Origin of the sequence: Streptomyces sp. 891-h (assembly GCF_022760275.1) — a bacterium.
Classification (GTDB): domain Bacteria; phylum Actinomycetota; class Actinomycetes; order Streptomycetales; family Streptomycetaceae; genus Streptomyces; species Streptomyces spirodelae.
This window is the reverse complement of sequence record NZ_CP050693.1, coordinates 6,715,437-6,738,234: the sequence shown is the minus strand read 5'-3', so window position 1 is coordinate 6,738,234 and position 22,798 is coordinate 6,715,437. Positions and strand designations below refer to the sequence as shown.

The 22,798-nt window shown below is 70.6% G+C and carries 38 protein-coding genes and 1 pseudogene; 7 read left to right on the top strand and 32 right to left on the bottom strand.

Features of this window, described 5'->3' with window-relative positions:
• Positions 1 to 191: 191 nt before the first annotated feature.
• From HC362_RS29685 to HC362_RS29545, 29 genes are all read right to left on the bottom strand, one after another.
• On the bottom strand, positions 192 to 815 hold the full coding sequence (locus HC362_RS29685; RefSeq protein WP_243087237.1) for a hypothetical protein: 624 nt from the start codon (positions 813 to 815) through the stop codon (positions 192 to 194).
• 64 nt (positions 816 to 879) lie between these two features.
• Positions 880 to 1,392 (bottom strand): hypothetical protein, encoded by a 513-nt coding sequence (locus tag HC362_RS29680; RefSeq protein WP_243087236.1) that lies wholly within the window; start codon positions 1,390 to 1,392, stop codon positions 880 to 882.
• Entirely contained in the window at positions 1,389 to 1,652 is a 264-nt protein-coding gene (locus HC362_RS29675) for a hypothetical protein (RefSeq protein WP_243087235.1), read from the bottom strand. The genes HC362_RS29680 and HC362_RS29675 overlap by 4 nt, the downstream gene beginning before the upstream one ends.
• The gene (locus tag HC362_RS29670; protein WP_243087234.1) at positions 1,649 to 2,197 is read right to left on the bottom strand and encodes a hypothetical protein; all 549 of its coding nucleotides are present in this window, start codon (positions 2,195 to 2,197) and stop codon (positions 1,649 to 1,651) included. Before HC362_RS29670 ends, HC362_RS29675 begins: the two co-directional genes overlap by 4 nt.
• Entirely contained in the window at positions 2,194 to 2,667 is a 474-nt protein-coding gene (locus HC362_RS29665) for a helix-turn-helix transcriptional regulator (protein ID WP_243087233.1), read from the bottom strand. Before HC362_RS29665 ends, HC362_RS29670 begins: the two co-directional genes overlap by 4 nt.
• Positions 2,664 to 4,319 carry a DNA cytosine methyltransferase gene (locus HC362_RS29660; RefSeq protein WP_243087232.1) on the bottom strand — a complete coding sequence of 552 codons (1,656 nt, stop codon included), beginning with the start codon at positions 4,317 to 4,319 and terminating at the stop codon, positions 2,664 to 2,666. The genes HC362_RS29665 and HC362_RS29660 overlap by 4 nt, the downstream gene beginning before the upstream one ends.
• Positions 4,319 to 4,531: a hypothetical protein gene (locus HC362_RS29655; protein WP_243087231.1), complete on the bottom strand. Its 213-nt coding sequence runs from the start codon at positions 4,529 to 4,531 to the stop codon at positions 4,319 to 4,321. The genes HC362_RS29660 and HC362_RS29655 overlap by 1 nt, the downstream gene beginning before the upstream one ends.
• Positions 4,528 to 5,937, bottom strand: a complete 1,410-nt coding sequence (locus HC362_RS29650) for a replicative DNA helicase (protein WP_243087230.1) — start codon at positions 5,935 to 5,937, stop codon at positions 4,528 to 4,530. Before HC362_RS29650 ends, HC362_RS29655 begins: the two co-directional genes overlap by 4 nt.
• Complete coding sequence (locus tag HC362_RS29645; RefSeq protein WP_243087229.1) at positions 5,934 to 6,554, bottom strand: DnaA/Hda family protein; 621 nt, start codon at positions 6,552 to 6,554, stop codon at positions 5,934 to 5,936. The genes HC362_RS29650 and HC362_RS29645 overlap by 4 nt, the downstream gene beginning before the upstream one ends.
• Entirely contained in the window at positions 6,535 to 7,422 is an 888-nt protein-coding gene (locus HC362_RS29640; RefSeq protein ID WP_243087228.1) for a hypothetical protein, read from the bottom strand. Before HC362_RS29640 ends, HC362_RS29645 begins: the two co-directional genes overlap by 20 nt.
• Positions 7,423 to 7,456: 34 nt before the next feature.
• Positions 7,457 to 7,738, bottom strand: a complete 282-nt coding sequence (locus tag HC362_RS29635) for a WhiB family transcriptional regulator (protein ID WP_243087227.1) — start codon at positions 7,736 to 7,738, stop codon at positions 7,457 to 7,459.
• Positions 7,735 to 8,304 carry a hypothetical protein gene (locus tag HC362_RS29630; RefSeq protein WP_243087226.1) on the bottom strand — a complete coding sequence of 190 codons (570 nt, stop codon included), beginning with the start codon at positions 8,302 to 8,304 and terminating at the stop codon, positions 7,735 to 7,737. Before HC362_RS29630 ends, HC362_RS29635 begins: the two co-directional genes overlap by 4 nt.
• A complete protein-coding gene (locus HC362_RS29625) occupies positions 8,301 to 8,753 on the bottom strand; it encodes an XF1762 family protein (protein WP_243087225.1) in 453 nt (150 codons plus the stop codon). Before HC362_RS29625 ends, HC362_RS29630 begins: the two co-directional genes overlap by 4 nt.
• Positions 8,750 to 9,127 (bottom strand): hypothetical protein, encoded by a 378-nt coding sequence (locus tag HC362_RS29620; protein ID WP_243087224.1) that lies wholly within the window; start codon positions 9,125 to 9,127, stop codon positions 8,750 to 8,752. The genes HC362_RS29625 and HC362_RS29620 overlap by 4 nt, the downstream gene beginning before the upstream one ends.
• The gene (locus HC362_RS29615) at positions 9,124 to 9,363 is read right to left on the bottom strand and encodes a hypothetical protein (RefSeq protein ID WP_243087223.1); all 240 of its coding nucleotides are present in this window, start codon (positions 9,361 to 9,363) and stop codon (positions 9,124 to 9,126) included. The genes HC362_RS29620 and HC362_RS29615 overlap by 4 nt, the downstream gene beginning before the upstream one ends.
• 66 nt (positions 9,364 to 9,429) lie before the next feature.
• Positions 9,430 to 10,179, bottom strand: a complete 750-nt coding sequence (locus HC362_RS29610; protein WP_243087222.1) for a hypothetical protein — start codon at positions 10,177 to 10,179, stop codon at positions 9,430 to 9,432.
• Positions 10,176 to 10,955: a PD-(D/E)XK nuclease family protein gene (locus HC362_RS29605; RefSeq protein ID WP_243087221.1), complete on the bottom strand. Its 780-nt coding sequence runs from the start codon at positions 10,953 to 10,955 to the stop codon at positions 10,176 to 10,178. The genes HC362_RS29610 and HC362_RS29605 overlap by 4 nt, the downstream gene beginning before the upstream one ends.
• Positions 10,952 to 11,176, bottom strand: coding sequence for a hypothetical protein (locus HC362_RS29600; protein WP_243087220.1), 225 nt, complete (start codon positions 11,174 to 11,176; stop codon positions 10,952 to 10,954). The genes HC362_RS29605 and HC362_RS29600 overlap by 4 nt, the downstream gene beginning before the upstream one ends.
• 115 nt (positions 11,177 to 11,291) lie before the next feature.
• Positions 11,292 to 11,615, bottom strand: a complete 324-nt coding sequence (locus tag HC362_RS29595) for a hypothetical protein (protein ID WP_243087219.1) — start codon at positions 11,613 to 11,615, stop codon at positions 11,292 to 11,294.
• Positions 11,612 to 11,848: a hypothetical protein gene (locus HC362_RS29590; RefSeq protein WP_243087218.1), complete on the bottom strand. Its 237-nt coding sequence runs from the start codon at positions 11,846 to 11,848 to the stop codon at positions 11,612 to 11,614. The genes HC362_RS29595 and HC362_RS29590 overlap by 4 nt, the downstream gene beginning before the upstream one ends.
• Positions 11,845 to 12,090 carry a hypothetical protein gene (locus HC362_RS29585; protein WP_243087217.1) on the bottom strand — a complete coding sequence of 82 codons (246 nt, stop codon included), beginning with the start codon at positions 12,088 to 12,090 and terminating at the stop codon, positions 11,845 to 11,847. The genes HC362_RS29590 and HC362_RS29585 overlap by 4 nt, the downstream gene beginning before the upstream one ends.
• Positions 12,087 to 12,506, bottom strand: coding sequence for a hypothetical protein (locus HC362_RS29580; protein ID WP_243087216.1), 420 nt, complete (start codon positions 12,504 to 12,506; stop codon positions 12,087 to 12,089). Before HC362_RS29580 ends, HC362_RS29585 begins: the two co-directional genes overlap by 4 nt.
• Positions 12,500 to 12,745, bottom strand: a complete 246-nt coding sequence (locus HC362_RS29575) for a hypothetical protein (RefSeq protein WP_243087215.1) — start codon at positions 12,743 to 12,745, stop codon at positions 12,500 to 12,502. The genes HC362_RS29580 and HC362_RS29575 overlap by 7 nt, the downstream gene beginning before the upstream one ends.
• On the bottom strand, positions 12,742 to 13,038 hold the full coding sequence (locus HC362_RS29570; RefSeq protein WP_243087214.1) for a hypothetical protein: 297 nt from the start codon (positions 13,036 to 13,038) through the stop codon (positions 12,742 to 12,744). The genes HC362_RS29575 and HC362_RS29570 overlap by 4 nt, the downstream gene beginning before the upstream one ends.
• Entirely contained in the window at positions 13,038 to 13,253 is a 216-nt protein-coding gene (locus HC362_RS29565) for a hypothetical protein (RefSeq protein WP_243087213.1), read from the bottom strand. Before HC362_RS29565 ends, HC362_RS29570 begins: the two co-directional genes overlap by 1 nt.
• Complete coding sequence (locus HC362_RS29560; RefSeq protein WP_243087212.1) at positions 13,250 to 13,612, bottom strand: hypothetical protein; 363 nt, start codon at positions 13,610 to 13,612, stop codon at positions 13,250 to 13,252. The genes HC362_RS29565 and HC362_RS29560 overlap by 4 nt, the downstream gene beginning before the upstream one ends.
• Positions 13,609 to 13,881 (bottom strand): hypothetical protein, encoded by a 273-nt coding sequence (locus tag HC362_RS29555; RefSeq protein WP_243087211.1) that lies wholly within the window; start codon positions 13,879 to 13,881, stop codon positions 13,609 to 13,611. Before HC362_RS29555 ends, HC362_RS29560 begins: the two co-directional genes overlap by 4 nt.
• 89 nt (positions 13,882 to 13,970) lie before the next feature.
• A complete protein-coding gene (locus tag HC362_RS29550) occupies positions 13,971 to 14,309 on the bottom strand; it encodes a hypothetical protein (RefSeq protein ID WP_243087210.1) in 339 nt (112 codons plus the stop codon).
• A gap of 2 nt (positions 14,310 to 14,311) precedes the next feature.
• Positions 14,312 to 14,563 (bottom strand): helix-turn-helix transcriptional regulator, encoded by a 252-nt coding sequence (locus HC362_RS29545; protein ID WP_279240151.1) that lies wholly within the window; start codon positions 14,561 to 14,563, stop codon positions 14,312 to 14,314.
• Positions 14,564 to 14,718: 155 nt separating this feature from the next.
• Here HC362_RS29545 and HC362_RS29540 point away from each other — a divergent pair, with 155 nt between their 5' ends.
• From HC362_RS29540 to HC362_RS29530, 3 genes and pseudogenes are all read left to right on the top strand, one after another.
• Complete coding sequence (locus HC362_RS29540; RefSeq protein WP_243087209.1) at positions 14,719 to 15,138, top strand: hypothetical protein; 420 nt, start codon at positions 14,719 to 14,721, stop codon at positions 15,136 to 15,138.
• A 429-nt stretch (positions 15,139 to 15,567) separates the two neighbouring features.
• Complete coding sequence (locus HC362_RS29535) at positions 15,568 to 16,941, top strand: integrase (RefSeq protein WP_243087208.1); 1,374 nt, start codon at positions 15,568 to 15,570, stop codon at positions 16,939 to 16,941.
• Positions 16,938 to 17,078: pseudogene (locus HC362_RS29530) on the top strand (undecaprenyl-diphosphatase); the annotation flags it as partial. The gene HC362_RS29535 and the pseudogene HC362_RS29530, both read left to right, overlap by 4 nt.
• A gap of 64 nt (positions 17,079 to 17,142) precedes the next feature.
• Here HC362_RS29530 and HC362_RS29525 read toward each other — a convergent pair.
• Together HC362_RS29525 and HC362_RS29520 are read right to left on the bottom strand one after the other, a co-directional pair.
• Positions 17,143 to 17,466, bottom strand: coding sequence for a DUF6343 family protein (locus HC362_RS29525; protein ID WP_243087207.1), 324 nt, complete (start codon positions 17,464 to 17,466; stop codon positions 17,143 to 17,145).
• Between the two features lie 188 nt (positions 17,467 to 17,654).
• Positions 17,655 to 17,897 carry a DUF6011 domain-containing protein gene (locus HC362_RS29520; RefSeq protein WP_243087206.1) on the bottom strand — a complete coding sequence of 81 codons (243 nt, stop codon included), beginning with the start codon at positions 17,895 to 17,897 and terminating at the stop codon, positions 17,655 to 17,657.
• Between the two features lie 152 nt (positions 17,898 to 18,049).
• Here HC362_RS29520 and HC362_RS29515 point away from each other — a divergent pair, with 152 nt between their 5' ends.
• The 4 genes from HC362_RS29515 (at position 18,050) to lnt (ending at position 21,679) form a co-directional block, all read left to right on the top strand.
• Positions 18,050 to 18,289: a chaplin gene (locus HC362_RS29515; protein WP_243087205.1), complete on the top strand. Its 240-nt coding sequence runs from the start codon at positions 18,050 to 18,052 to the stop codon at positions 18,287 to 18,289.
• A 242-nt stretch (positions 18,290 to 18,531) separates the two neighbouring features.
• The gene (locus tag HC362_RS29510) at positions 18,532 to 18,804 is read left to right on the top strand and encodes a hypothetical protein (protein WP_209267342.1); all 273 of its coding nucleotides are present in this window, start codon (positions 18,532 to 18,534) and stop codon (positions 18,802 to 18,804) included.
• Positions 18,805 to 18,981: 177 nt separating this feature from the next.
• Positions 18,982 to 20,019 (top strand): DMT family transporter, encoded by a 1,038-nt coding sequence (locus HC362_RS29505; protein WP_243087204.1) that lies wholly within the window; start codon positions 18,982 to 18,984, stop codon positions 20,017 to 20,019.
• 88 nt (positions 20,020 to 20,107) lie between these two features.
• Positions 20,108 to 21,679, top strand: a complete 1,572-nt coding sequence (lnt, locus tag HC362_RS29500) for an apolipoprotein N-acyltransferase (RefSeq protein ID WP_243087203.1) — start codon at positions 20,108 to 20,110, stop codon at positions 21,677 to 21,679.
• Here lnt and HC362_RS29495 read toward each other — a convergent pair.
• Positions 21,651 to 22,556 carry a Gfo/Idh/MocA family oxidoreductase gene (locus tag HC362_RS29495; protein ID WP_243087202.1) on the bottom strand — a complete coding sequence of 302 codons (906 nt, stop codon included), beginning with the start codon at positions 22,554 to 22,556 and terminating at the stop codon, positions 21,651 to 21,653. The genes lnt and HC362_RS29495 overlap by 29 nt on opposite strands.
• Positions 22,557 to 22,798: the final 242 nt, after the last annotated feature.

Genomic DNA, 22,798 nt, shown 5'->3' with positions numbered 1-22,798 from the left:
GGCTGCTTCTCCTCTGGTCTTGCTCTCGGCGGGATGGGCCCCGCCGAGAGCTTTCTTCTGTACGTGTCCGGGCCGTTGCCCCCGCCGCGCTCCGTCCGGTTGTACGACGTTACACCCGATTGGCCGTCAGCTTTCCAGTGAGAATCGGGACGTCACAAAGCGGCGTCACCCGTTTGGGTGACGCCGCTTTGTCATGCCGCGGCCTGGTTGGCGAGGGGCAACTGCCGGAGTTCGGCCCACCCGTATTGGGTGCCACATTGGCAGCGTCGTCCAGGGGTGTCGAGCGTGATCCGCATCGTGGCATCGCACAAGACACACACGACGGTGACGCGGCGGGCCGGGGGCTCGCCGGACACCTGCGCTTTGCAGGCGCCTACCGCGTCCCGTACTTCGGTGAACAGTTCGCGGAACGCCTCGTGGTTCTCGGCGGCCCACGGGAGGAGGATGCGGAGCCGGCTGACGGCTTGGTCGAGCTGGCCTTGCAGCCCGCCCTCCCAGCGGGGGTGCTGCCAGCCGAGCTGCTCGTGAAAATCAACGAGCCACGTCTGCAGCACGGTGACGACTCCCCCGCGGCTGGCGAGTGACAGCGGCTCCAGCCGTATCGGGAGGGGTGCGGTGCGGCTGCCGGAGACGCGGGCGGTGTCGCCGACGGTGCCGGGGCGGAGCACGGTGGCGAGCTGGGCATACAGCCCGCGGGGCCCGGCGAGATCCTGCAACAGCCGGTCGAGCTTGCGGGTGCAGGCGCCGCACGCCTGGTGTCCGAGCTCGCTGTCCCACAGGGGCTGCTGGCAGACGGTGCAGGTGGTGTCGTCCATGGGTGGCTCCTGTCGCGCGGTGCGGGGTGGTGGCCCGGCCGGAGGGGAACGACCGGGCGGTGGGCTAGTGGGTGTAGCGGCGGGTGGCGATGGCGTCGGAGAGGGCGCCGTCGTGGGGGATGGACACGCCGTGCGTCTGGCGGGTGGTGGGTGGGGCCACGGCAGAAGACACAGCGGCGGGCGCGTAGGCCGTGCAGTCGCACACCAGGCACGGCCCGGCGTCCGGCTGGTGCTCCGGCTCGATGTGCGTGCAGCTGCTGCACGGCGTGTACTCCGGGCCCTGCGGCGGCGGGAGCAGCGTCGGCTCGCGGTGCTGGAGTTCGGCGTTCAGGAGGTCGACGACGGAGGGCAGCGTGTCGTCGGGCTGGGCGGGGCGGAACCGGGCGGCCTGCTCGGCGTGCTGGGAGGCGAGTCCGAGAGCGGCGCGCAGGATTTCGGTGGGCTCGTTGGCGAACGGTCGGTCGGCGGGCTGGTTGGTCATGGTGGTCTCCGGGGTGGCGCGGAAGGTGTCGGGGACAGCCGCCGACGGCGTGAGGGTGTCGAGGGCGCGGTCGAGCCAGGCGCGGGACTGGATCACTGCTGCTCCTGGTTGATGGCGGGCTGGCCGCAGGTGGCTTCGTGTTCGGCGAGATCGGTTTCGCGGGTACCGGGTGGGCGTCGGAGGCCGCAGCGCCCGCATTCCCAGACGGGGCAGCCGTTGACGTAGATCGACCGGAAGCGGGCGCGGCGGCGGGTGGTGGGCGGCATGAGCACGTAGTCCTGTTGCTGGGCTTCCTGCGCCCGACGCGCAGCTCTGGCGATGCGGCGGAGTGCTGCCGCGATAACGGCGTCGGTCACGGCTGGCCTCCTGCGTGGTGTGCGGCGATGCGGAGCCCGGCGGCGATGCCGTCGTGAGCTGCGGCAGCCTCAGGCGTGCGGGACCGGGTGGCGGCCTGGTCTTCGCGGTCGGCCTCGGCACGGCACCAGGCGGCATGGGCAGCGAACTCGTTCTCCAGCCGGACCGCCACCTCCCGGGCCCGGTCACGCTCGGCGCGGAGTTCGGCCTGCTCGGCGACGGCAACGCGAATGGCCGCTGCGGCGAGGTCGTCGAGGACGTGCGGGTCGAAGCGCCACTCGTCGCTCAGCGCTTCCGCGTACCGCTCCCGCCGCCGTGCGGCGGGTGCCTGGTCGGTGGGGCAGCCGCAGCCCCAGTTGTGGGTCTCCGGTGTGGGGCAGTGCTCGTCGTGGTCGAGACCCGCGTCGCACGCCGGGCAGTCGGGGTTCTGTGCGCCTGTCTGCGGCTCGTTCTCGGTGTCGGGCGGGCACGGTGTCGCCGGGGCGCCTGTCGCGCCGTCCTGAAGCCATATGAGGCCCGGCACGGGCGTGTTGGGGTGGTCGGTCATGCGGCGGTCTCCTTGGGTGTGGTCGTTGCGGGGGCCGTGCGGGTGACTGTGCGCCCGCTGGACGGCCGTTGGGGGTTCGGGTGGGGCTCGGGAGCCTCGCGGGCTCCTGCGGCGCTCTGGCGGCCGTGTGGCGGCTCGGCGGCTTTCCGGCGGGCCTTCAGTCGCCGCCGGTACTCGCGGTCGCCCTCCCGGCACGCCTCGCACGGCTCCTCGCCCCGGTACATGTGCGCCGCGAACCCGGCGTGGTCCCCGTGCCGTCGCGGTCGGCCGTCCAAAAGGCCCGCCCGGCATGCCAGCAGCACCGCGTGGGCGATCGTGTGGGCGCCGAGCTTGCGAAGGGCGTGCGAACCGTGGGACCGGACTGTGCTCTCGTCGACGCCCAACTCGCGGCCCAGCAGCCGGTACGACGCGCCCTCCGACATGCGCCGCAGAACCTCAAGCTCCCGCTCGCTCAGCACCGGGCCGGTCATGCGGCGACCGCCAGTTCCGGGCCGCGGTCCTGCGGCGTGTGAATGACGGCCCGCAGCCGGGACCCGATCCAGGCCCCCACCTGCGGCGAGACAGCGTTCCCGAAGCCGTCGACCTGGTTGCGGGCCGAGCCCCACACGGTGAAGTTGCCGCGGTGGCCGGGAAAGTCGACGTCGAAGCCGCAGCCGCGGCCGATCTCGTACTCCCGCATCATCCGGTAGTGGCAGTCCTCGAGCGGCAGCTCCGCGAGCGTCGACCGCCACAGCGCGGAGAGCTGGGCTGCCGCGACGCTGTCGCCGACCGTCGCCGCCGCCGACAGCAGGCCCGGGATCTGGTCCGAGGTGAACGTCGGCATCGCCTCGCCGTGCACCGCGGGAAGAGTGTTCCTGCGGTAGGGGACGACCCCGGACGACACCACGGCGAGCGTCTCCGAGCCGACCTGGGTGGGCAGCGGCTCTCCGGCCCCGCGCGGGCCGCCCTGGAAGTTGTCCACGGCCACGGCGACCGCGGACTCGTCCCACAACTGCTGGATGACCGGGCCGGTCGAGAGGATCGCCGTCTCCTGCTGGCTCGTCTGTGTCGCCATCGGCTGCAGCAGGAGCCGCTCCGAACCGTGCACGCCCTTCGCCGGCATGAGGATCGCGGGGAAGTCCGCGAACCGCTGGCGGCACCGTTCCGCGCGGGCCATGGTCGACGCCGCGAACGGCCCACTGGTGCCGTCTTTGAACTTGCGGATCGGCCGGTCGCCGATGCGGGTCCCCAGGTCGCTCAGGTCGAGCGCGGCCAGCGACGGCGTCATCGGCGGGACGACTTCGCGGCGGCACGAGGGGCACCGGTACTCGTACTGCTTGCCGTAGGCCACCGTTCCGGTGGGCGGGATCCCGGTGCGCCAGGTCCACACCGCCTCGACGTCCTTGTCGCAGTGGTGGCACCGCGTCACCGGCCGGTGCTCGAGGTCGGGGGCCGGGAGGGACTTGTCCCAGAACGCCCAGTAGCCCCGGTCACGGGACTGCGGCACGCCGAAGAACTGGCTGTTGAGGTACAGCACCTTGTGGTCGTAGCCGAGCGCGTCGAACTGCTTGAGCCACCACCGGTAGGTGGAGCCGTCCCCGACCTTCGGCCGGTTTGGCAGCGCTGGCCCCCACGAGGTGAGCTGGGTGGTGCATTCGACGAGGATCATCCGCGGGCGGTGCTGTGCGGCGTAGTGCAGGACGCAGTTCGCGGTGGCCCGGTCTCGCTCGGACCTGGTGACTCGCGTCTCGAAGTCGGGGTCGTCCAGCTCGAACAGCGTCAGGCCCTCCTCGTATGCCTTGACCGTGTTGGCCTGCGAGTGGTTGACGCAGCTCACGCCGGCTACCAGGAGGTCTGCCGGGGGGAGGTCGCGGGCGGAGTGGTAGTCGGCGGCCTCGGGGTCGACGAGGTCGGCGATCCAGTGCTCGGCGTGGGGGTGGTTCGCCTCGTGGACTTCGACCTTGTAGCTGTTGTGATTCGCAGCCATGATCGTGGTGAATCCGGCGATCTCGACACCGCGGGTGAGGCCGCCGAAGCCGGAGAACAGGTCGACCGCGATGAGGTCGTCGTGCCGGAAGCGGCGGCGCCTGCTGGCCGGCCGGTGCGTGGCGGTGCGGGTCGTCTTCTTGGACACGGCGGACATCAGGCGGCTTCTCCTTCGAGTCGGATCTGGGGCGGGGGTGGGAGTTGGCGGCCGGGGACGAGGGTCCAGGTGCAGGTCCATATGTGGCGGCAGGCCCGGCACCGGTACGCGGCGGTCAAAGACCCGCCAGCGGCGATGCCGTTGGTCGGCGGGTTGTCGCGGTGCAGGCAGCGGGGGCAGCCGTCGCAGTAGAACGGGTTCAGATCCGTCACGCAGCCACCTCCTGGCCGTTAGCGACGCGGGGCGCCCAGGACAGATCGGCCATGTCGACGAACCGGCTGTAGTGCGGCTGAGCGGCAACGGTGATCGAGGCGCGGGCTCCCCCGCGGTGCTTGTCGACGATGAGGTCGGCCTCGCCGGCGCGCGGGGATTCGGGGTCGTGCATGTCGGGCCGGTGCAGCAGGATCACCATGTCGGCGTCCTGCTCGACCGCTCCGCTTTCACGAAGGTCGGAGATCATCGGGCGCTTGTCGGTGCGCTGCTCGGAGGCCCGGTTGAGCTGACACAGCACCACGACGACGAGTTGGAACTCTTTGGCCAGCAGCTTGAGTTCCCGCGACATGGTGGCAACGGCGACCTGCCGGGACTCGGCCTTCGGGGCCTGCATCAGCTGGAGGTAGTCGACGATGACCATGCGGAGGCCCTGGGTACGGACCATGGTGCGAACCTGGTTACGCAGGGAGGGGATGGAGACACCTGGGGTGGCATCGATCCACAGCGGGGCATCCGCTACGGCCTGGCGCTTCCGTGCCAGCTTGCGTACCTCGTTCGCGTCGCAGGAGCCCGACACGAGGTGATGCTGTGCAACGCTGGCTTCGGCAGCGACGACGAGGTCAGTGATCTCCTCGTCGCCCATCTCCAGGGTCTTGAACAGCGTCGGGAGGCCGCCCTTGATGGCGGCGGCTCGGGCAAGTCCGGTACCGAAGAGGGTTTTGCCGACACCGGGGCGGGCACCGACGACGACCATGCGGCCGGGGCGCAGGCCGCCGCTCGTCAAGGCGTCGAGGTCGGCGAAGCCGGTGGGGATACGGTCGCCCGGGTCGGGCGGGGTGACGGCCCGCTCGAGAGCATCATCGACGAGGTCACCGACTCGCTTAGCGCCGCCGGTGTCGTTTCCAGCCCGGAGGATCCCGTCGAAGGCAGCCTGCAGCGCGGCGAGGTCTGCGTTCTCGTCGAAGGCGGCGTTCATCCCGGCCTGCTGCACCTTCAGGCCGAAGTCGACGAGGCGGCTCGCAACGGCCTTCTTGGCGACCTGCTCGGCGAAGTAGCCGGCTGACGCGGGCATCGCCTCGCGGAACAGGATCGACAGGTCGCCTTCGTCGAAGGGCACCCCGGGGATACGGCCCTCGGCGCGCATCTTCAGCAGCCGCTTGTGCACGGCGTGCGGGGCGATGGGGCCGCGGATGTCGTGGCGGAGCTCGTCGACGGCGTACCAGATGTGGGCGTAGCGGGGGTCGGAGAAGTCGACGGGGTCGACGAGGCCGTCGAGTTCGTCGATCAGCTCGGACCGTTCCATGATTGAGGCGGCGACGGTGCGTTCGGCTTCAAGGTCGCGGGGCCGCGTCCAGGTCTGCTCGTCAGCGGGTTCGGTGAGTTCGCCGGTCCACAGGTCGGTCATGCGGCACCTGCCAGACGGCGGTCGGCGCCGCGCATCAGGTGGATACCGCCGCGGCACATCTCGGCGAGGCGGGAGGCGACCCGGTCACCGACGACGTCGGCGAGCTTGGCGGGCAGCACGTCGCAGGTGATGAGGACGGGCAGCTGGCTGGTGTACCGCTCGTCGAAGATCTCGTACAGCCTCTCCTGGGTCCAGCCGCTGGGGCTGACGCGGGCGGCGGCGAGGTCGTCGAGGTACAGCAGCCCGCAGGACTGGGCGGCCTTCGTGACGGCGCGCGGGTCGTCGCCCTCGGGGCGGAGCGCGTCGAACAGCTGCGTGGACCGCCACGTCTGGATGCTGGGGCTGCCGGGCCGGCTGTCGCGGTGCTGCCGGTCGAGCCAGCGGCGGGCGGTGTGCCACGCGGTGTGGGTCTTGCCGACGCCGATGTTGCCGGTGAGGAACAGGCTGGCGGGGGCGTCGTCGATGCTGTCGGCCCAGTCGGCGGCGGCCTGGGGCAGGTCGATGGGCTTGCGGTAGAGGGCGGGGATGCGCTCGTCGAAGCGGGCCAGGACGTTGCGGCGGCGTTCGTCGAGCCACTGCTGCTGGGGGGTGAGCTCGTCACCTGAAACTGAGTGCACTCTGGATCTCCTCCTCGGTCATGTCGTCGACGTTTTTGGTGGGGGCAGGGCCGGCCGGCTGCTTGCGCCGCTCGCTCATGGCTTGGCGGCGGAGGGTTTCGTACTTGGCGCGGAGCTTGGCGGGGCTGAGGATGTGCGCCTGCCAGAAGTCGTTGGCGAGGGCCCAGTCGATGGCGGCGATGGCCTGGTCCGGTGTGATGCCGTCCTTGTCGAGCAGGAGCCGCGTGTCGTTGCGCCACTTCTTGGTGATGGCGGGCCGTTTGGTGCCGCCGGCCTCGATGGCTGTGGCGAGGTGCTTGCAGACGCGTTCGACGTCGTGTCGGGCCGGGGCGTTGTCGGGCTCCGCAGGAGTTCGACTGTTCTTTTCTTTTACTTCTGTCTCTGTCTCTGTCTCTGCTTCGGTTTTGCTTCGGTTTTGCTTCACCAAATCCGAAGCAAGTGCTTCGCGGTTTGCTTCGGCGGTGGAAGCGGCGCGGCGGGACTCGCCGGACCGCTTGCCACCCCTGCGACCTGCGGCTGCGCGCTTTTCGCGGAGGTCTGCGACCTCGGAAGCGGAACGCTGGTGTTCCGTGTAGTCGTGGATGACGTAGGTGTCGGGGGCTGCCTGGGGGCATCGCGGGCAGTCGTGTTGGCCTTCGTGCCACAAGCCGACGCGTAGCAACGCTGAAGCACTTGCTTCGGGGTTGCTTCCGTCCGTCAGGCGAGGGACGAGGCGCTTAGGGATCACGCCGTCGGTCAGCTGGCGGGAGGAGTAGGCGAGCCCGCAGATGTAGAGCCAGCCGGCTTCCCCTCCCGCTTCGATGATCTTCGGGTGGTCCGGCAGCCCGTCGTGCACCTTCACGTAGGTGCGCTTGTCCTTCTCGGCCATCGGGAACGTCCTTCAGCTTGTGGCGGTTCGGCTGCTATGCGGCGGCGGGTGCGGGGAGGGTGGGGTCGAGTACGGCGCGCTCTGCCGGTGTGTGTCCGCCGGCGATGCCGTGGCGGTCGCCAGCTCGGCGGCCTTGCTCGGCGTCCAGCGCTTCTCGGAGGCACTGCTGGCGGATGGGGCAGCGTGTGCGGCAGATGTGCGCGGCTTCGGCGGCTGCGGTCTTCCAGGCGCGGGTGTGGCTGTTGCCAGGCGGGAACCAGCCGTCGGGGTTCTTCAGGCAGGGCGCCGGCTTGGGCCAGAGGTCGCGGATGGTCATGCCGCCTCCACCAGTTGGGCGGCTTCGGCCTCGGCGGCGGCTTTGGCTGCTGCTTCCTTGGCTGCCTTCTTCGCAGCGGCTTTCTCCTCGGCCCGCTTGGCCTGGAGGTGGGAAACGCACAGGCCGCGTCCGACCTTGGCCCGGTTGCAGTCGTCGGCAGTGCAGATCCGCTCCGGGGGCAGGAGGCCGGCGTCGGCGAACCATTCGCAGATGAGCCGCTCGTAAATGCACAGGCGGGTGGAGGTGGGTTTGATGCCGTATCCGGCGCGGCCGAGGAGGAGTGCGGCTTCGCGGCGCTCGTCGTCGGTGAGGAGCCTTGGGTCGTAGTCGTCGCGGGCGGCCCGTTCGACGGCGATCCAGTCGACGCCGGTGGTTTCGTCGGTTGGGGTGGCGGATGGGGTGGTGAGCCGGATGAGGTTGCTGTAGGTGCGGGCTGCGGTGAGGGGGCGGTCTGCGTAGCGGGTCATGAGCGGTTCTCCTTCCTGGTGGTTGATGGCGACGCCGAGTGCGAGGCCGGCGGCGGTGGAGAGGGCGGTCCAGGCGGCGAGGACGACGAGGAGGGTCATGCGGCGGCCTCCCACAGCGTTCGGGGCATGTGCTCGGTGCCGTGGGGATCGCGTGGACGGGACGGGCAGTCCCAGCCGGGGCGGGCGGGGCGTTGAGCGATGACCCTCCAGCCAGCTGCGCGAAGGCTTGCGCCGCTTTCTCCCGCCTGCGTGTACGTGATCAGCCGGGTGTAGCCGAGGGCCCAGGCCGCTCGGGTTGCGGCGCCGTACAGCATCGAGTTGGCGTTGGCTGTGCCGTCTGTGGCGGTTCGGGTCACCTCGAGGGTTTGTCCGTTGTCGAGGTGTCGGGCGACGGGCCGGCCGACGATGGCGACGCCGCGGAGTATGCGGTTCTCGTCGGCGACTCCGACGGCGAAGACCATGCCGACGGGTGGCGGGTGGTGGCGGTGCCACATGGCGCAGTAGTCGCGGGCATCGCGGAAGCGCACGGGAGTCAGGTGGAGGGTCATGCGGCGGCCCGTCCTTCGCGTGCGGCGCGGGTGCCGATCCAGCGGCGGACTCCGGATTTGTCGCGGGTGAGGCCGAAGCCGTTGGTGCGGATGAGTCCGTCGCGGTGGAGGCTGGCCATGAGCCGGCCCCAGTCGTGGTCGCGGTCTGGGGGGTCGGGCAGGTTGTGGTCGCGGGCTATCTGCCAGCAGAGGAAGCTGCGGCCCGAGGCGGCGACCTGCTCGAAGGTGGGTCGCACTTCGTTGACCCACAGTTCGTAGTCCTCGACGCGGCGGCGGGCCTTGGAGACGCTGGCGGCGGGGATGGTGCCGTCCAGGGCGGGCTGCACCGTGTCCGTGGCGGCCAGACGCTCAGCCGGAGACAGGCGGCGAGTCATCGGGTCACCTCCGCGGCCGGAATGGTGCTGTAGGAGGCCCACCAGGTCTCGCGGGTCTCGGGGTTGTCGAGGCTCGGGCGGCGGGAGAAGTCCTCGGTGGCCAGCACGCGGTACTCGTAGGCGCCGTCCGAGTAGGGCCCCTCGATCTCGCGGATCGTGGCAGTGCCCTTGCACGCGGCATGCCACTGCTGGCCGATGTGCCTGACGCGGGTTCCGACGGGAAGGGGGTGTGTCACGGCGTGGTTTCCTTTCGGGTGGGGCCGCCCCGCCTGTTAGCGGCGGGCGGGGCGGCCCGAGCGGGGTTACTGGGTGGGGGTGTCGTTCCAGAGCGGGGGCTCGTCGTCCTGCGGCGCGCTGTCGGCCGTCGCCTCGTCGCTGCCGTTGTCGGGCGCGGGCGGCGTGACCTCGGGCTCGGGGGCCGGGGCGGGCTCGGTCTTCTTCCGCGAGATCTTGCGGGTCTTCGGTGCGGGCGCCGTGTCGTCGTTCTCGTCGGCGAGCTCTTCGGCGCTGTACGGCATGCCCATCAGCACGTCGGCGGCGATGAGGCGGGCGCACTCGGAGGTGGCGCGGGCCAGCAGCATGTTCTGCGGCTGCGTCTTGTAGTTGGGGTTCTTCGCGGGGAACCCGGCCTTCGTGGCGCGGTCCATCGTCCAAGTGACGCGCTCCTCCTGGGCCTGGCCCTTGCGGCGCCCGCACACGATCGCCCGGGTGGAGGTGGACTCCTCGGTCCACATCTCGTGGCCGTGGGCCTGGACGAGGCCGCGGAGGGAGATGGCGGACAGTCCGGCGGTGCCCTGGATGACGTGCATGGAGCGGAGGGCGGCCATCGGTGAGAGGCCCATCTCCTGGCCGGCGAGGATCGCGGCGGTGACCTCGTCGGGCTTGCCCTGGAATGCCTTGGGGACGAAGGACGTCTTGGCGAGGGACTGTGCGATGTTGTTGGCGGCTACGGCGGACTCGGCCCAGGCGACGAGTTCGGAGCCGGGGTGCTGGGGCTGTTCGTCGGTGAGGGCGGGTGTGTTGCCGTTCTGGCGGATGGCGAGTTCGGTCATGCTGCGGGTGTCTCCTTGGTCCAGGTGGGTGTGTCGAGGGCGGGGCTGATGAAGGTGTCTTTGAGGGAGCGGGCGGCGCGGGCCACGTGGGCGACGTGCTTGAACACCTGGAAGGCGCCGTCGAGGTCCTCGACGAGGTAGGTGTCGTAGCCGTCGGGGCGGAGCCACACGGCGAGTCCGGCGTCCACGTGCGGGACGGGCTGCTCGATGCCGTGCTCGTCGAGGTAGAACTCGGCTTTGGCGTAGGCGGCGAGCTGGAGTGCGGTCTCTCCCCAGATGCCGGAGCGGCCCGACTTGTAGTCGCAGATGAGGCGCCGCCCGTCGGGCACGTCCCCGAACAGGTCGGGGGTGCCGGAGTACCACCAGGTGCGCGATGCGAGGGGCCGCTCGACGATGACGGGCTGGATGCGCCAGTCGTCGAGGAAGCGGGCGCAGGACTCGATGTAGCCGACCAGCTCCTCCGGCGCCTCGACCTCTTCGCCGGCGACGAGTTGCTCGGCGTAGGCATGGATGCTGGTGCCCCGTACCGCCGCGGTGTCGCGGGCCTTTTGGTGGCGGGTCTTGAGGTGGTCGACGAGCTGCTCGCGTCCCGCGTCGCGGTGGGACTCGACGTCGGCCCAGTTGTCAGCGACGTACTCGGCGACCTCCCGGGCGGCCCAGTCGATGAGCTTGGGTTTGGGCAGGCCGCCGTTGATGAGGGTGGTGACGCCGGTGACGCGCCGCCCGTCGAGTTTGTAGTAGTGGCCGGTCTTCGTCTCGATCCGCTGGAGGGTCATGCGGCGCCGCCGACGGGTTCGTCGCGGACGGGGATGCCGACCATGCGCATGCCGCCCTGGCCCATGCGGTTGCCTACTCGGTACGCGGCGGATACGTCGTAGGGGTGGTCGTCGTCGGAGATGAAGTACTGGAGGTTTCCCTCGTAGCTGTCGCCTGTGGCGACGCGTTCACGAATGTCGTCGAGAAGAGCGACGAGGTCTTCGCGGCTCATGTTCTGCATGTCGGTCGCCTCCTTTCTGGGTGTGCTGGTCCTGGGGCACCGCGTGTGCGGTGTCCCTGTGGGTGGTTGGTGGCCCGCGCCGGGGGCCTTTGGTCATCCGCCGGCGCGGGACGAATCAGGCGGCCTCGGCCCGCTCGGTGGCGGCGGCGATGCCGTCGCAGGTGGCCTTGTCGGCGGCCTGCTGGGCGAGGATGCGGCTGTTGTTGGCCGCCGCGCCGAGGAGGAACGCGGTGGCCTCCTCCTCGGCGGCGGACATCGGCATGTTGTCTTCGCGCTCCCGCTCGGCGCCCCAGCAGCGGACGCACAGGAGGGGCTGCTTCTCCCGGTCGCACCACTCGCAGGGCACGGGGATGGCGTGCATGTTGTGGTCGGGCTCGTACAGGAACAGGGGCCGGGTCTGCTTGCAGTGGTCGCAGCGGGCCTCGATCGGCGTCGTCACTGCCCCTCCTTGGGGAGTTCGTGGTTGGTGGTGGCTCGGATCGCCCGGGGCTGGCTGCCGTGGTGGAGCCGCGTGGCCTGGTGGCTGGCCTGCTCCATCTCCACGGCTTCGCGGGCGCCGTCGAGGGCGTCTTGGAGGTCGGCGATCTGCTGCTGCAGGCGGGTGATCTCGATGGCGGCGGCGAGGCAGACGAGGAGGGTGAAGCCGTACATCTCGGCGGCGGTCCCGTTCACGCGGCCTCCCTCAGTGCGTGTGGCGGCTGGTACTGGGCCCACGTCTCGGCGTCCATCTCGGGCGGCGGCTGGTACTGGGTCCACACGTCGTTGATGGCGGCGTCGTAGGCGTCCCACGTGCCCGCGAGCCACGAGTCGTCCGGGCCGTGTACGCGGTGGAACGTCTCGTCCACGTCGGCCAACTCGAACTGGATCTGGTCCGCGGCGGGCAGGGCCGCCAGGTGCAGGGAATCGAGAGTCACGGCCGGTCACCCGCCTCGGATTCCGTGCGGAGTGCGTGTGCCGTGGCGTGCAAGGCGACGACGATGGTGTCGAGGTCCGCAGTCTGCTGCCAGGTCAGAATGTCGGCACCCACGTGACGGCGGAGAGATTCACGCGCCCAGCCCACCGCGTCCTGCTGGCCACTCCGGCCGCTCCCGTCGGGGCGCAAGCCCGCAGCCGTGTTGATGGCGCCCAGTACGTCGAGGCGTCCCTGCATGTCGGTGAACGTGGCCGGCTGCCACCCGCGGTGGACGAGGAGTTTCGCCGCCTGGTCGAGGACGGCGGCAACGTCCAGTGCAGTGGCCACGCCGAGGTCCCTGGTCCAGTCGGGGAGCTGATTGAGCAGGCGTGCTGCGGAACGCTGCGCCGGGCTGGTGAAAGTGGAAGGGCTCAGCATGAGGAGTCTCCTGCGGTGTCGGCCCGGTGGTACAGCTCGTCGCGGATCTCCTCCACGACCTCCGGCAGCCCCCAGGTGGCAGGGTCGCCGCCCGAGCGGCGCATGTAGTCCACCCAGTCCGCGGTCTCGCGCAGCACCTCGGCGCGGTAGGCGTTGAGCAGCTGCTCGGGAGTGGCGTCGCCGATGGTGCTGCCGTCGGCTGCGCGGAGCCCGGCGAGGATGTCTTCGCGGGCGTTCATGCGGTGCCTCCGGGGGTCCAGCCGGGGTAGTCGGCGTCGGTGTGGCATGCCTCGGGGTGGGCGAGGAGGTACAGGTCGAGGGCGTACACCGAGCGGTCGGCGTCGGAGGTGGCGCCCTTCATCGCGTCGCGCAGGGTCTGGCAGTCCGCCTCGTACTGCTCGTCGGTGGCCCGGTGCCAGCGCTGGCTGTCGCCACAGGCAGCGCACAGGCCCGGGGCGCGGGGAGCGTCCGAGATGAAGCCGCTGCACTGCTCGTGACCCTCCGGCGCGGGCGCGGGAATCGCGAGAGCCATCACCACGCACCTCCCAGGCGCTGCGGGACGTTGCCGAGTTGCTTGTCGGCCCAGGCGATGTCGGCGAGGACGTCCTCGCGGGTCGCCGTGTCGGGCAGGAGCGTGAGGTTGCGTTCGGCGTCGGCGCGGACCAGCAGCGCGGTACGCACCTCGTCGGGCCACTGGGCGGCCTTGAAGTCCGCCACCGCGTCCGGGATCGGGGTCGGCTGGGTCATCGCGCACCCCCTGCGGCTCGGACGTGCGACGGTTCGACCGGCTCGGCGTCGGCCAGCCGAGCAGTGGGGCACGGGTGGGAAACCAGTCCGTCGCCTCCGGCTACGTAGGCATCTGAGTCGAAGCACGTCGGGCAGGGACCCATCGGCGAGTCCGTGTGGATCGCCCGGATCTGCCGCTGCGCAGCCTCCAGCTCGGCGACGCGGGCCCGCAGCCGGGCAGCTTCCTCGGCTTCGGCCAGCAGCAGGAGCATCGACTCCTTCGCACGCGCGCTGTGGAAGCTGATCGAGGACTCGTACCGCAGGAGCGCGCGGGCCTCGGCCAGCCGCTCCGGGGAGAGCGGTGTGGTGGGGTTCGTCATCGCGCACCGCCTGTCCGCAGCGCGTCGATGGCGGCGATGACGTCGGAGACGGCCCGGTTGTAGGCGCGGTCCTCGTCGGAGCCGGTGTCGTCCGTCAGGTACTCGCCACGGGCCTGTTCGATCGCGTGCCGCAGCGTCTTCGCCCGGGTCTCCTCCTGCACCTCGGCAAGGGCAGCGTTGCATTGCTCCAGCCATTCGTCAGATCCGTCAGCGTTGACGAGCAGCGCCCACGCGCCGCTGGCCTTCGGGTTCTGGGATGATGTGGACACGGTCCACTCCTGTTCTTCAGGGTTCTGGTGGTGGATCGAGGCCCCTGCTGCCGGTGTGTGGAAGCTCGGCGGTTGGGGCCGCTTGCCGCTCAGGCAGTCGCAGCCAGCTCGGCGTCACACGGAGTCGGCTTCTTCACAGCCGGCTTGCGGGCCTTACGGACGCGTCCGCGGCGCTCGGGAGCGTTGACGTGCATCTCCGCGATCTGCGCGAGCTGCGACTCGGAGAACATCAACTTCCCGGCCATGCGGGTGCAGGGGAACGGCTCCCCCTTGCTGCCGTCGGCCGGCCGGTTGGCTCCGTCACGCAGCCACTTCTGACCGCTCCAGTCGGACTCGTCTTCTGTGGCGATGCCGAGTCGGACGGTGGCCTGCTTGACGGTGTAGTAGGTCTCGAGTCCGCGGGGCGTGGGGGTCGAGCGGGGAGACATGGTCACCTCTTTTCGCGTGTTGGTTCCTCGTCGATTGGTGCGAGGAGTTGGTCGTCGGTGGCGCATAGGGCTGTGCGGAGTGCGGCGTAGGTGTCCGGCCTCATCTGGGTGCGGGTCCCGGTCTCCAGGCGGCTGAGGTAACTGGCAGTGATGCCTGCCGCACGTGCCGCTTGTTTCTGGTCGAGCCCGTGGCGCATTCGGATGTGTCGGACAGCCGCCCCGTTCACCTGGTAGGTGGCTGGGGGTTGTTCCATGAAGAGAAGGTAGCTGCTTCTTCTAGCGGTTTCTAGTAGGACTCCCGAGTAACATAGATGTTTCTCGCTGTTTCTGGTGGTAGCGCTACGGACAGGAACCAGCCGATTACAGACCTTCCTGGCGGTTCCTAGGCGTTCCTGAGAAGATGCAGCCCATGCCCTCCACAGCGAAGGAAGACCGCCAGCGGCTGGCCGAGCAGGTACAGCTGCGGCGCACGCAACTCGGAAAGACGAAGGTCGACGTCGCCCGCGACGCCGACCTCAACATCAACACCTACAACCAGGTCGAGGCCGGCCAGTCCGTCCGCGACAGCACCTACGGAAAGATCGAGCCCGCACTCGGCTGGGCTGCAGGCTCATGCCGAGAGATCCTGCGCGGCGGCAGCCCCACTCTTGTCGAGGCCGGGCCCAGCGGGGCCGTGTTCTCCCCCGTCGCGCAAGAGGACCTGCAGGGCGCAGTCGAGCGGGCCGTACAGGACGCTGTTGTCGCCACGACGGACCTGACCGCGAGTGAGATCCGGAAGCTCAAGCAGCGCGTCATTGAGGAGCTGCAGCGGCAGGGAAAGTTGGGTTAGGCGTACAACCTTTGCCGTTCACCAACTTGTTACGTCACTCCCGTAACTCCCGTAACTCCCGTAACTCCCGTAACGGATGCAATTGCAAGAGCAGTTGAATATGCCACTATTGGCGACCACTTGGGAGGTTCCCCAGCGCTTCCGGGAAGGGGGAGCCCATGCCTCACGACATGGTCACGTTGGACCTCGGGGCCGAGTTCTACGGCTTCCGAGGAAAGATCGATGACAGAATCGTGTGTGCAGCGACGCCGAGAGTCGAGCATGACGCCCGCATCCGCGGCATTGTGCGAGACATGATCAGGCGTCAGGGAGGAGACTGCGCAACCTGCCAGGCGTGCATCATCGGGCGTTTGGCATAGCGCGGTCGAGCGGGAAAGCGCGGCGGACAGGGGGTGCCCGCCGCGCACCGCCGAACCGAAGGAGCGCATGATGCCGTACATCGAGCGGCGAGGCCGAAGCGTTCGAGTGCGATGGGACACCGGACGGGTAGACCCCGAGACCGGCAAGAAGATCTACGACTCCAAGTCGTCCACCGAATGGGACGAGCAGGAGGCATACGACTACGGGCTCGACCGGGAAGCCGACGTCCGCAACGACCGGTACATCAGCCGGCGTGACGGCTCCATCCTCATGCGGGACTACTGCCGCACCTGGCCCGACACCCTCGACGTCGGCCACCTGCGCCTACACAACGTCAAGTCGTACATCCGCCTGTACATCGAGCCGCGGTGGGGCGACGTTCCTGTGGGCGACATCAAACCCAGCCAGTACCGGCTGTGGGAGAAGGAGCTGAAGGCCAAACCGAACGTCGGCCCCCGGTACGCGCAGGAGATCCTGTTGGTCTTCTCGATGATGATGGACGACGCGGTCGACGACGGGCTGCGGGCCGCCTCCCCCGTGAAGCGCAAGAGCCGCCGCGGGAAGTACAAGAAGAAGCCGCGTGAGAAGAAGCGCGAGCTGCGCGTCGAGGACGTGCACCGTCTCGCACTGAACGCGCTGGCCTTCTGGGGGCTCGACGGGTACGTCTTCATGTACACGATGCCGTTCACCGGGATGCGTCCCGGTGAGCTGTACGCTCTGCGCCGCGAGTTCTGCCACCCGGTATGGCCGACGTCGGACCCGGACGCGGAGCGGCGCGAGGAGGCCCTGGAGCGCTACCGCGGGGCCGATCCCATGCCGGCGCTGCGTGTCCAGTGGCAGTACCAGCGGGAGAACGGCACAGGGCCCATCGCGCTGTTCCCGCCGAAGTACGAGTCCTACCGGGACCTGGTGCTGCCGCCGTTCCTGGCGGAGCTGCTGGACATGCTCCTCGCCTCGCATGAGGCTCCGACCGTCTTCCGTGCGATCGGCGGCGGGTCGCTCGCCAACGCCAACTTCACCTACCACTACTGGCGCCCCATCGCCGACGGTCGGGAGAGCCGCGAGAAGTACGACCGCGTGTGGAAGGGGAAGGAGCAGACGGCCGGCTCACGGCGACCGGTGCCGGAGCTTCCGGCGACCGGGTATGCAGGGAAGCGCCTGTATCTGCTTCGGCACGGCCATAAGGAGTGGCTGGACGAGGACGGGCACAGCCGGATCGCCACGGAGACCCGCATGGGTCACGAGGTGGCCGGCGTGGAGGGCCTGTACGCGAACGTGACAACGGGCATGGAGCGGGCCATCATGGAAACGCTGCAGGCCAGGTGGCTGCGGTTTGTCGCCCGGGAGGGTGAACGCCTGTGGGAGGCGTCTCCCATTTCTCTCCCATCACCACTCATGGAGTGGATGAAGGCGCAGGTCAAAGCCGCCGCAGACTTGAATTGATGTACTGGTTCATGAAGTTCATTTCAACCCGCAGCTTCATGCCGTTCGTCATCTACCGCATCCTGCTGGGGCTGGCGCTGTTCGCGCTGATGGCGGCGGGCGTGCTCAGCCCGCACGCGGGCGAGTCGGTCGGCTGAGCGGCCCGGCCCGGCGAAGCTGAACGGCCGGGCGTCGCCGCGAAGCCGAGCTGCCGGGCGCGACTCACGGTCGTCCGCGCTCCTCGCGCTCCTGCCGTCGGCGGCGCTTGAGCACCAGCAGATCGACGGCCGCGCCCAGCGTCAGCGCCCCGCAGACGGCGGCCAGCACGGTCAGGAGCCGGTCGCTGGGGGTGCTGTGGCTGTCGGAGACGGCGGCCCACCAAGCGAACAGCGCCGTGGCCGCGGCGAAGAACGGCACCCCGATGGACGACAGCAGAGTGCGCAGCCAGATGTCGCTGCGCGCGGTCACAGGCTCCGTACCGGAGCGGGGGCGACGGCGGGAGCGGCGGCCGTCGCGGTGCGGTCCTGGCTGCGGGGGCTGGGACACGGTGCTGCCTTTCGCCGGTGGACTCCCCCATGATTCCCACCGGGTCCCCGGAATCCGGGATCACACGCGGAAACCGGGTCACAGGCGGAAACCAGCCCACCGGCGAGAACCAGGTCACAGGCGAGAACCAGCCCACAGGCGAGAACCAGCCCGCAGGCGAGAACCAGGCCACGGGCGGGAATTCCGGATCACAGTCCGGGCAGCGCGTCCTGGTCGACCTCCTGCGGGGGCGGTGTGGGGGCGGTCCGCAGGGCGAGTTTGTGTCGGCAGTCGGGGCCCAGGCCCCACAGCCGGGAGGCGCGGTCGCGCAGCGGCTGGCCGCACATCCGGCACAGCACCCGCCGCCCGGCCACCGGCTCACTGCCGGGCAGCACACCCGGCTCCCCCGCCCCCTGACCTGCGGTGTTGTCCGTGGACCGGTCCCCGTTCACCTGCGGCCCCCTTTCCGTGCCCCGCACGAGTCCCCTCGGCCACGCACGGTACCAACACGAACACCCGCCCGGAGTAGTCCGAAATGCGCGGCGCCTTTGGAGCCGCACACGGTGGGCGTGGAGACAACAACCACCTCTCTCTGGGAGAGACCATGCGTATTCGTACCGCCATCGCAGTCGGCGCGCTCTGCGCCACGGCCCTGCTCGGCTCCACCGCCGGCACGGCCGTCGCCGACGATCCGGTCGTAGGCAAAACCGGTAAATCACCCGGCAACCTGTCCGGGGACAACATCCAGATCCCGGTGAACGTGGGCACCAACGTCTGCGGCAATCCCATCCTCCTCCCGCTGCTGAGCCCGGCCGCACAGAACTACTGCAAGAACAAGTTCTGAGGCTTCGGCCGAACAGCAGGTCACATACGGCACGTCGGCAGTCGGGCCCCGTCTCCCGCACCGCGGGCGGCGGGGTTCCGTCAGTCCGCGACAGGCGGAGAGCCGAGTTCACCCGACCGCGGCGGGCAGGCAGCCGCACGGCCCGTCCACCGCGGGCAGGAAAGCGGGTTTGGCCGGTTCGCGGCGAGCGATCACCCTGTCACCACAGTGCCAGGTGGGACACGGACTGCCACACTGGCCGTATGGACAACTTCTACCGTGGTCCCGCGACGTTGCTGACCGGAGCCGCCGAGGTGCCCGTCGACGCGGCGCTGTTCACGGAGACCACCGGCCCCGGAACCGCCTGGTCCGGCACCATCAGGCCGGAGGGCAGCGAGCCGCTGTGGACCGAACTGGAGGGCGACACGGCGCGGCTGCGGCTGGCCGACGGGCGCGTCTGCCAGGTCACCCTGCTGGGCAGCGGGTTCGGACCGGTCGAGGTCTCGGGCGAAGGGCCGCTCCCGGCACAGCCCTAGCCGTCGTTACGACCCTGGTCCCACACCCGGATGTCACCTGGCAGGGGGATACGACCACCTGCCCTACTCCTGTGGCTGTACATCAAGACGATCCTGACAGGTGACGACAGATCACCGTGGGCACGGAATCGTGGAAGTCATGAATCCGATGCCCAATCCGCGCAGCACGGACCGGATATGAGTGCGCTGACCATGGCGGTGCTGCTGTCCCTGGTGTCCGCCATCAGCTACGCGCTCGCCGCGATAGTGCAGGAGCGGCTCGCCACGACGACGGCAGCGAGCCGGTGGGGGCTGCTGCGCTCCGGAATGTGGTGGACCGCGGCCGTGCTGCAGGGCTCGGGTGCGCTCCTGCACGTGGTGGCGCTCGGTCTGGGGCCGCTGACGGTCGTCCAGCCGCTCGGCGTACTCACGCTCGTCCTCGCGGCGCCGATGGCCGCCCTCCTGGGGCGGCGGCCGGTGACCCCGGCCGCGTGGCGGGGCATCGTACTGGTCTCGGCCGGGCTGGCCGGGATTCTGCTGCTCACCAGCGACCGGGGCACGGGCTCCCTGGACGGCGGCGGCCAGTTGGCCCTGGCGGCCTGGGTGCTGGGCTCCGTCGCACTGCTGGTGAGCACGGCGGTGGCGGCGCGGCGGATAGGAGGCAGCCGCCCCGGCAACCGCGTGGTCGCGCTGCGCAGCGTCTCCCTGGCACTGGCCGCCGGGATCGCGTACGGCGCCGCGTCGGTCTTCGTCAAGACGCTCGCCGACAGCTGGACCTCCGAGCCCCTGGCCGCCTCCGTGCCGCTCGCCGCGCTCACGGTGGTGCTGGCGGTGACCGGTCTGGCGAGCTCGCAGGCCTCCTACCGGGACGGTGGCCTGGCCACCCCGCTGGCCACCGCCACCGTCGCCAACCCCGTGGTCGCCGCGGCCGCCGGCATCCTGCTGCTGGGCGAGGGCTTCCGGTACGGCGCGGTGGGCACGGTGCTGGCCGTGGGCGCCGGCGCGGTGGCCGCCTGGGGCCTGGTCGTCCTGACCTCCGACAGCGCGCGGCAGGCACGTACGGAGGAGACTCCGCCGGCACAGCGGCAGGAGCGGCACGGGCACAGGTCCCACGGGGCGGGCCGTACCGCGGAGGCGGAGTTCGCCTCGCGGCACGCGCCGCAGGCAGCGGTGCCGGCCGTGGTCGTCCCGGGGCCCCGTGCCCCTGCGAGCCGCCGGCCGGTGCCCACGCCGTAGCGGGCCTGTGCGCCCTCTCGCTCGCGCGCGTACCCTCCCGCACACTGGTGATCGAGACCGGAAGATCGCCGGATGAAGGAGGGGGTCCATGCGTCCGTGGCCGGCGCCCCGCTGGGCGCGCCCGGCACTGCCACTGGTGGCGGGCGCGCTGCCCGTGCTGGCGTTCCCCGAGCCCGCGCTGTGGTGGCTGGCGTATGTCGCGCTGGTGCCGTGGCTGCTGCTGCTGCGCGCCGCGCCCTCGGGCCGTGCCGCCGCGTTCGCGGGCTGGCTGGGCGGCACGGGTTTCATGCTGGCGATGCACCACTGGCTGATGCCGAGCCTGCATGTGTTCATCCTCCTTCTCGCGGCGCTGCTGGGGCTGTTGTGGCTGCCGTGGGGCTGGCTGGTGCACCGGCTGCTGGCGGGCACCCCCGGTGGCGGGCGGCTGGCGGCGGCCGTGGTGCTGATCCCTTCGGGGTGGCTGCTGGCGGAGCTGGTCAGGTCCTGGGAGTACCTGGGCGGCCCGTGGGGGCTGTTGGGGGCGAGCCAGTGGGATGTGCGGCCCGCGCTGCGGCTGGCCTCGGTGGGCGGCGTTTGGCTGGTGAGCTTCCTGGTGGTCGCGGTGAACACCGTGGCCGCGGCGCTGCTGGCCGTGCCGCGCGCCCGACGGGTGGCCGTGGTGTCGCTGGTCTCCGTCGCCGTTCTCACCGGCGCCGTCTGGCTGTGGGCCCCACGGCCCGAGCCCGCGGGCAGCACGCGGATCGCCGTCGTACAGATCGGGGAGACGCAGTCGCGGCAGGAGCGGTTCGAGCGGGGTGAGGAGCTGACCCGGCAGCTGGCCGGCCGACACCCGGACCTGGTGGTGTGGGGCGAGAGCAGCGTCGGCTACGACCTGGGGAGCCATCCCGCGCTGGTCCGCAGGCTGGCCGCGCTCTCCCGGCTGACGGACGCACCCCTGCTGGTGAACGTCGACTCGCGGCGCGCCGACCGGCCGGGCATCTACAAGAGCTCCATCCTGGTGGACGAGCACGGCCTGACCGGGCAGCGCTACGACAAGATGCGGCTGGTCCCGTTCGGCGAGTACGTCCCCGCCAGGTCGCTGCTCGGCTGGGCCACCTCGGTGGGCCGGGCGGCGGACGAGGACCGACGGCGTGGCCAGGAGCCTGTGGTGATGCGGGCCGACGGGCTGCGGTTCGGCCCGCTGGTCTGCTTCGAGACGGCGTTCCCCGACATGAGCAGGCACCTGGCGGCCGACGGCGCCCAGATTCTGGTGGCGCAGTCCTCGACGTCGACCTTCCAGCACACCTGGGCACCCGAGCAGCACGCGACGCTGGGGGCGCTGCGGGCCGCCGAGTCGGGTCGGCCCATGGTGCACGCGACGCTCACCGGCGTCAGCGCCCTCTACGGTCCCGACGGCGAGCGGGCCGGGGCGCCGATGGGCACGGAAACCAGCGCGGCGCGACTGACCGAGGTGCCGATGGCCACGGGCACGACGCTCTACGTCCGTCTCGGCGACTGGACGGTGTGGCTGGCGCTGAGCTCGCTCGCGGCGTACGGCGCGGTCGAGGGCGTGCGGGCGGTGCGTGGCCGCGGCGCCGACAGCCGGCTTCGCAGCGGTGGTCAAGGCGGCCGCGGGAAGGGCCGGGCGGAGTTCAGCTCGACTGTTCCAGCACGTCGGTGACGACGCGTTCGCACAGCTCGTGCGTGCGCAGGGCGTCCCGCGCGCTCAGCGTCCGGCCCTGGCGTACGGCGTCGAGGAAGGCGAGCACACACCCTTCGATGCCGCGCTGGCGGGCGACGGGCACCCAGTCGCCCCGGCGCCGGACACTGGGCTGGCCCTTGTGGTCGGTGATCTGAGCCAGATCGCGTACCTCGCGCTTGGTGTCCTGGCCGGAGACCTCCAGGATCTCCTCGGCCGACCCGGAGAGCCGGTTCATCACGCCGAGCGCGGTGAAGCCCTCGCCTGCGAGCTGGAGCACCACATGGTGCAGCAGCCCGGCTCGGACCCTGGCCCGTACGGCGATGTGGTCGGCCTCGGCCGGAGCGAGGAAGCGGAGGGTGTCGACGACGTGGACGAAGTCGTCCAGCACCATCGTGCGGGGCTCCTCGGGCAGGCCCACCCGGTGCTTCTGGAGGAGGATCAGATCCCGCGGGTGCTCCAGGCACTGCGCGTATCCGGGCGCGTGACGCCGGTTGAAGCCGACCGCGAGGCTGGTGCGGCGCCGCTCGGCCAGCTCCACGAGGGCGCGCGAGGTGGCCAGGTCGTAGGCGAGGGGCTTGTCGACGTAGGTGGGGACGCCCGCGTCCAGCAGCCGGCGCACCAGCTCCGGGTGGGCGCTGGTGGCGGCGTGCACGAAGGCGGCGTCGGGGCGAGCGGCGAGCAGCCCCTCGAGGCCGGTGTGCCGGTGGGCGGCCGGCACCCGGTAGGCGTCCGAGAGGGTCGCCAGCGTGGCCGGATCACGGGTGACCAGATGCGGTTCGAGGCCGGGCTGGGCCATGAGCACCGGCAGGTACGCCTTCTTGGCGATGTCACCGAGACCTATCACACCGATCCTCACGGGCCCTCCCTCACTGCGGCACGGGTGACTGCGCCTGCGCAGCATACGTGCGCCCGGGAACGGGCAGAGCTCCCACCCCGCACGCCGCCTGGGCCTTGCCGCGAAGCATGAGGGATTCGGCGACGCGGAGACGGGCGCCGAGGCGCCGGCCGTCTGGCAGCGCGAGGTCAACCGCCTCTCCGCGATGGGTCTATCTGCACATGATCGGCGAGTACGCACGCGCACGGCCCCGCCGACCTGTT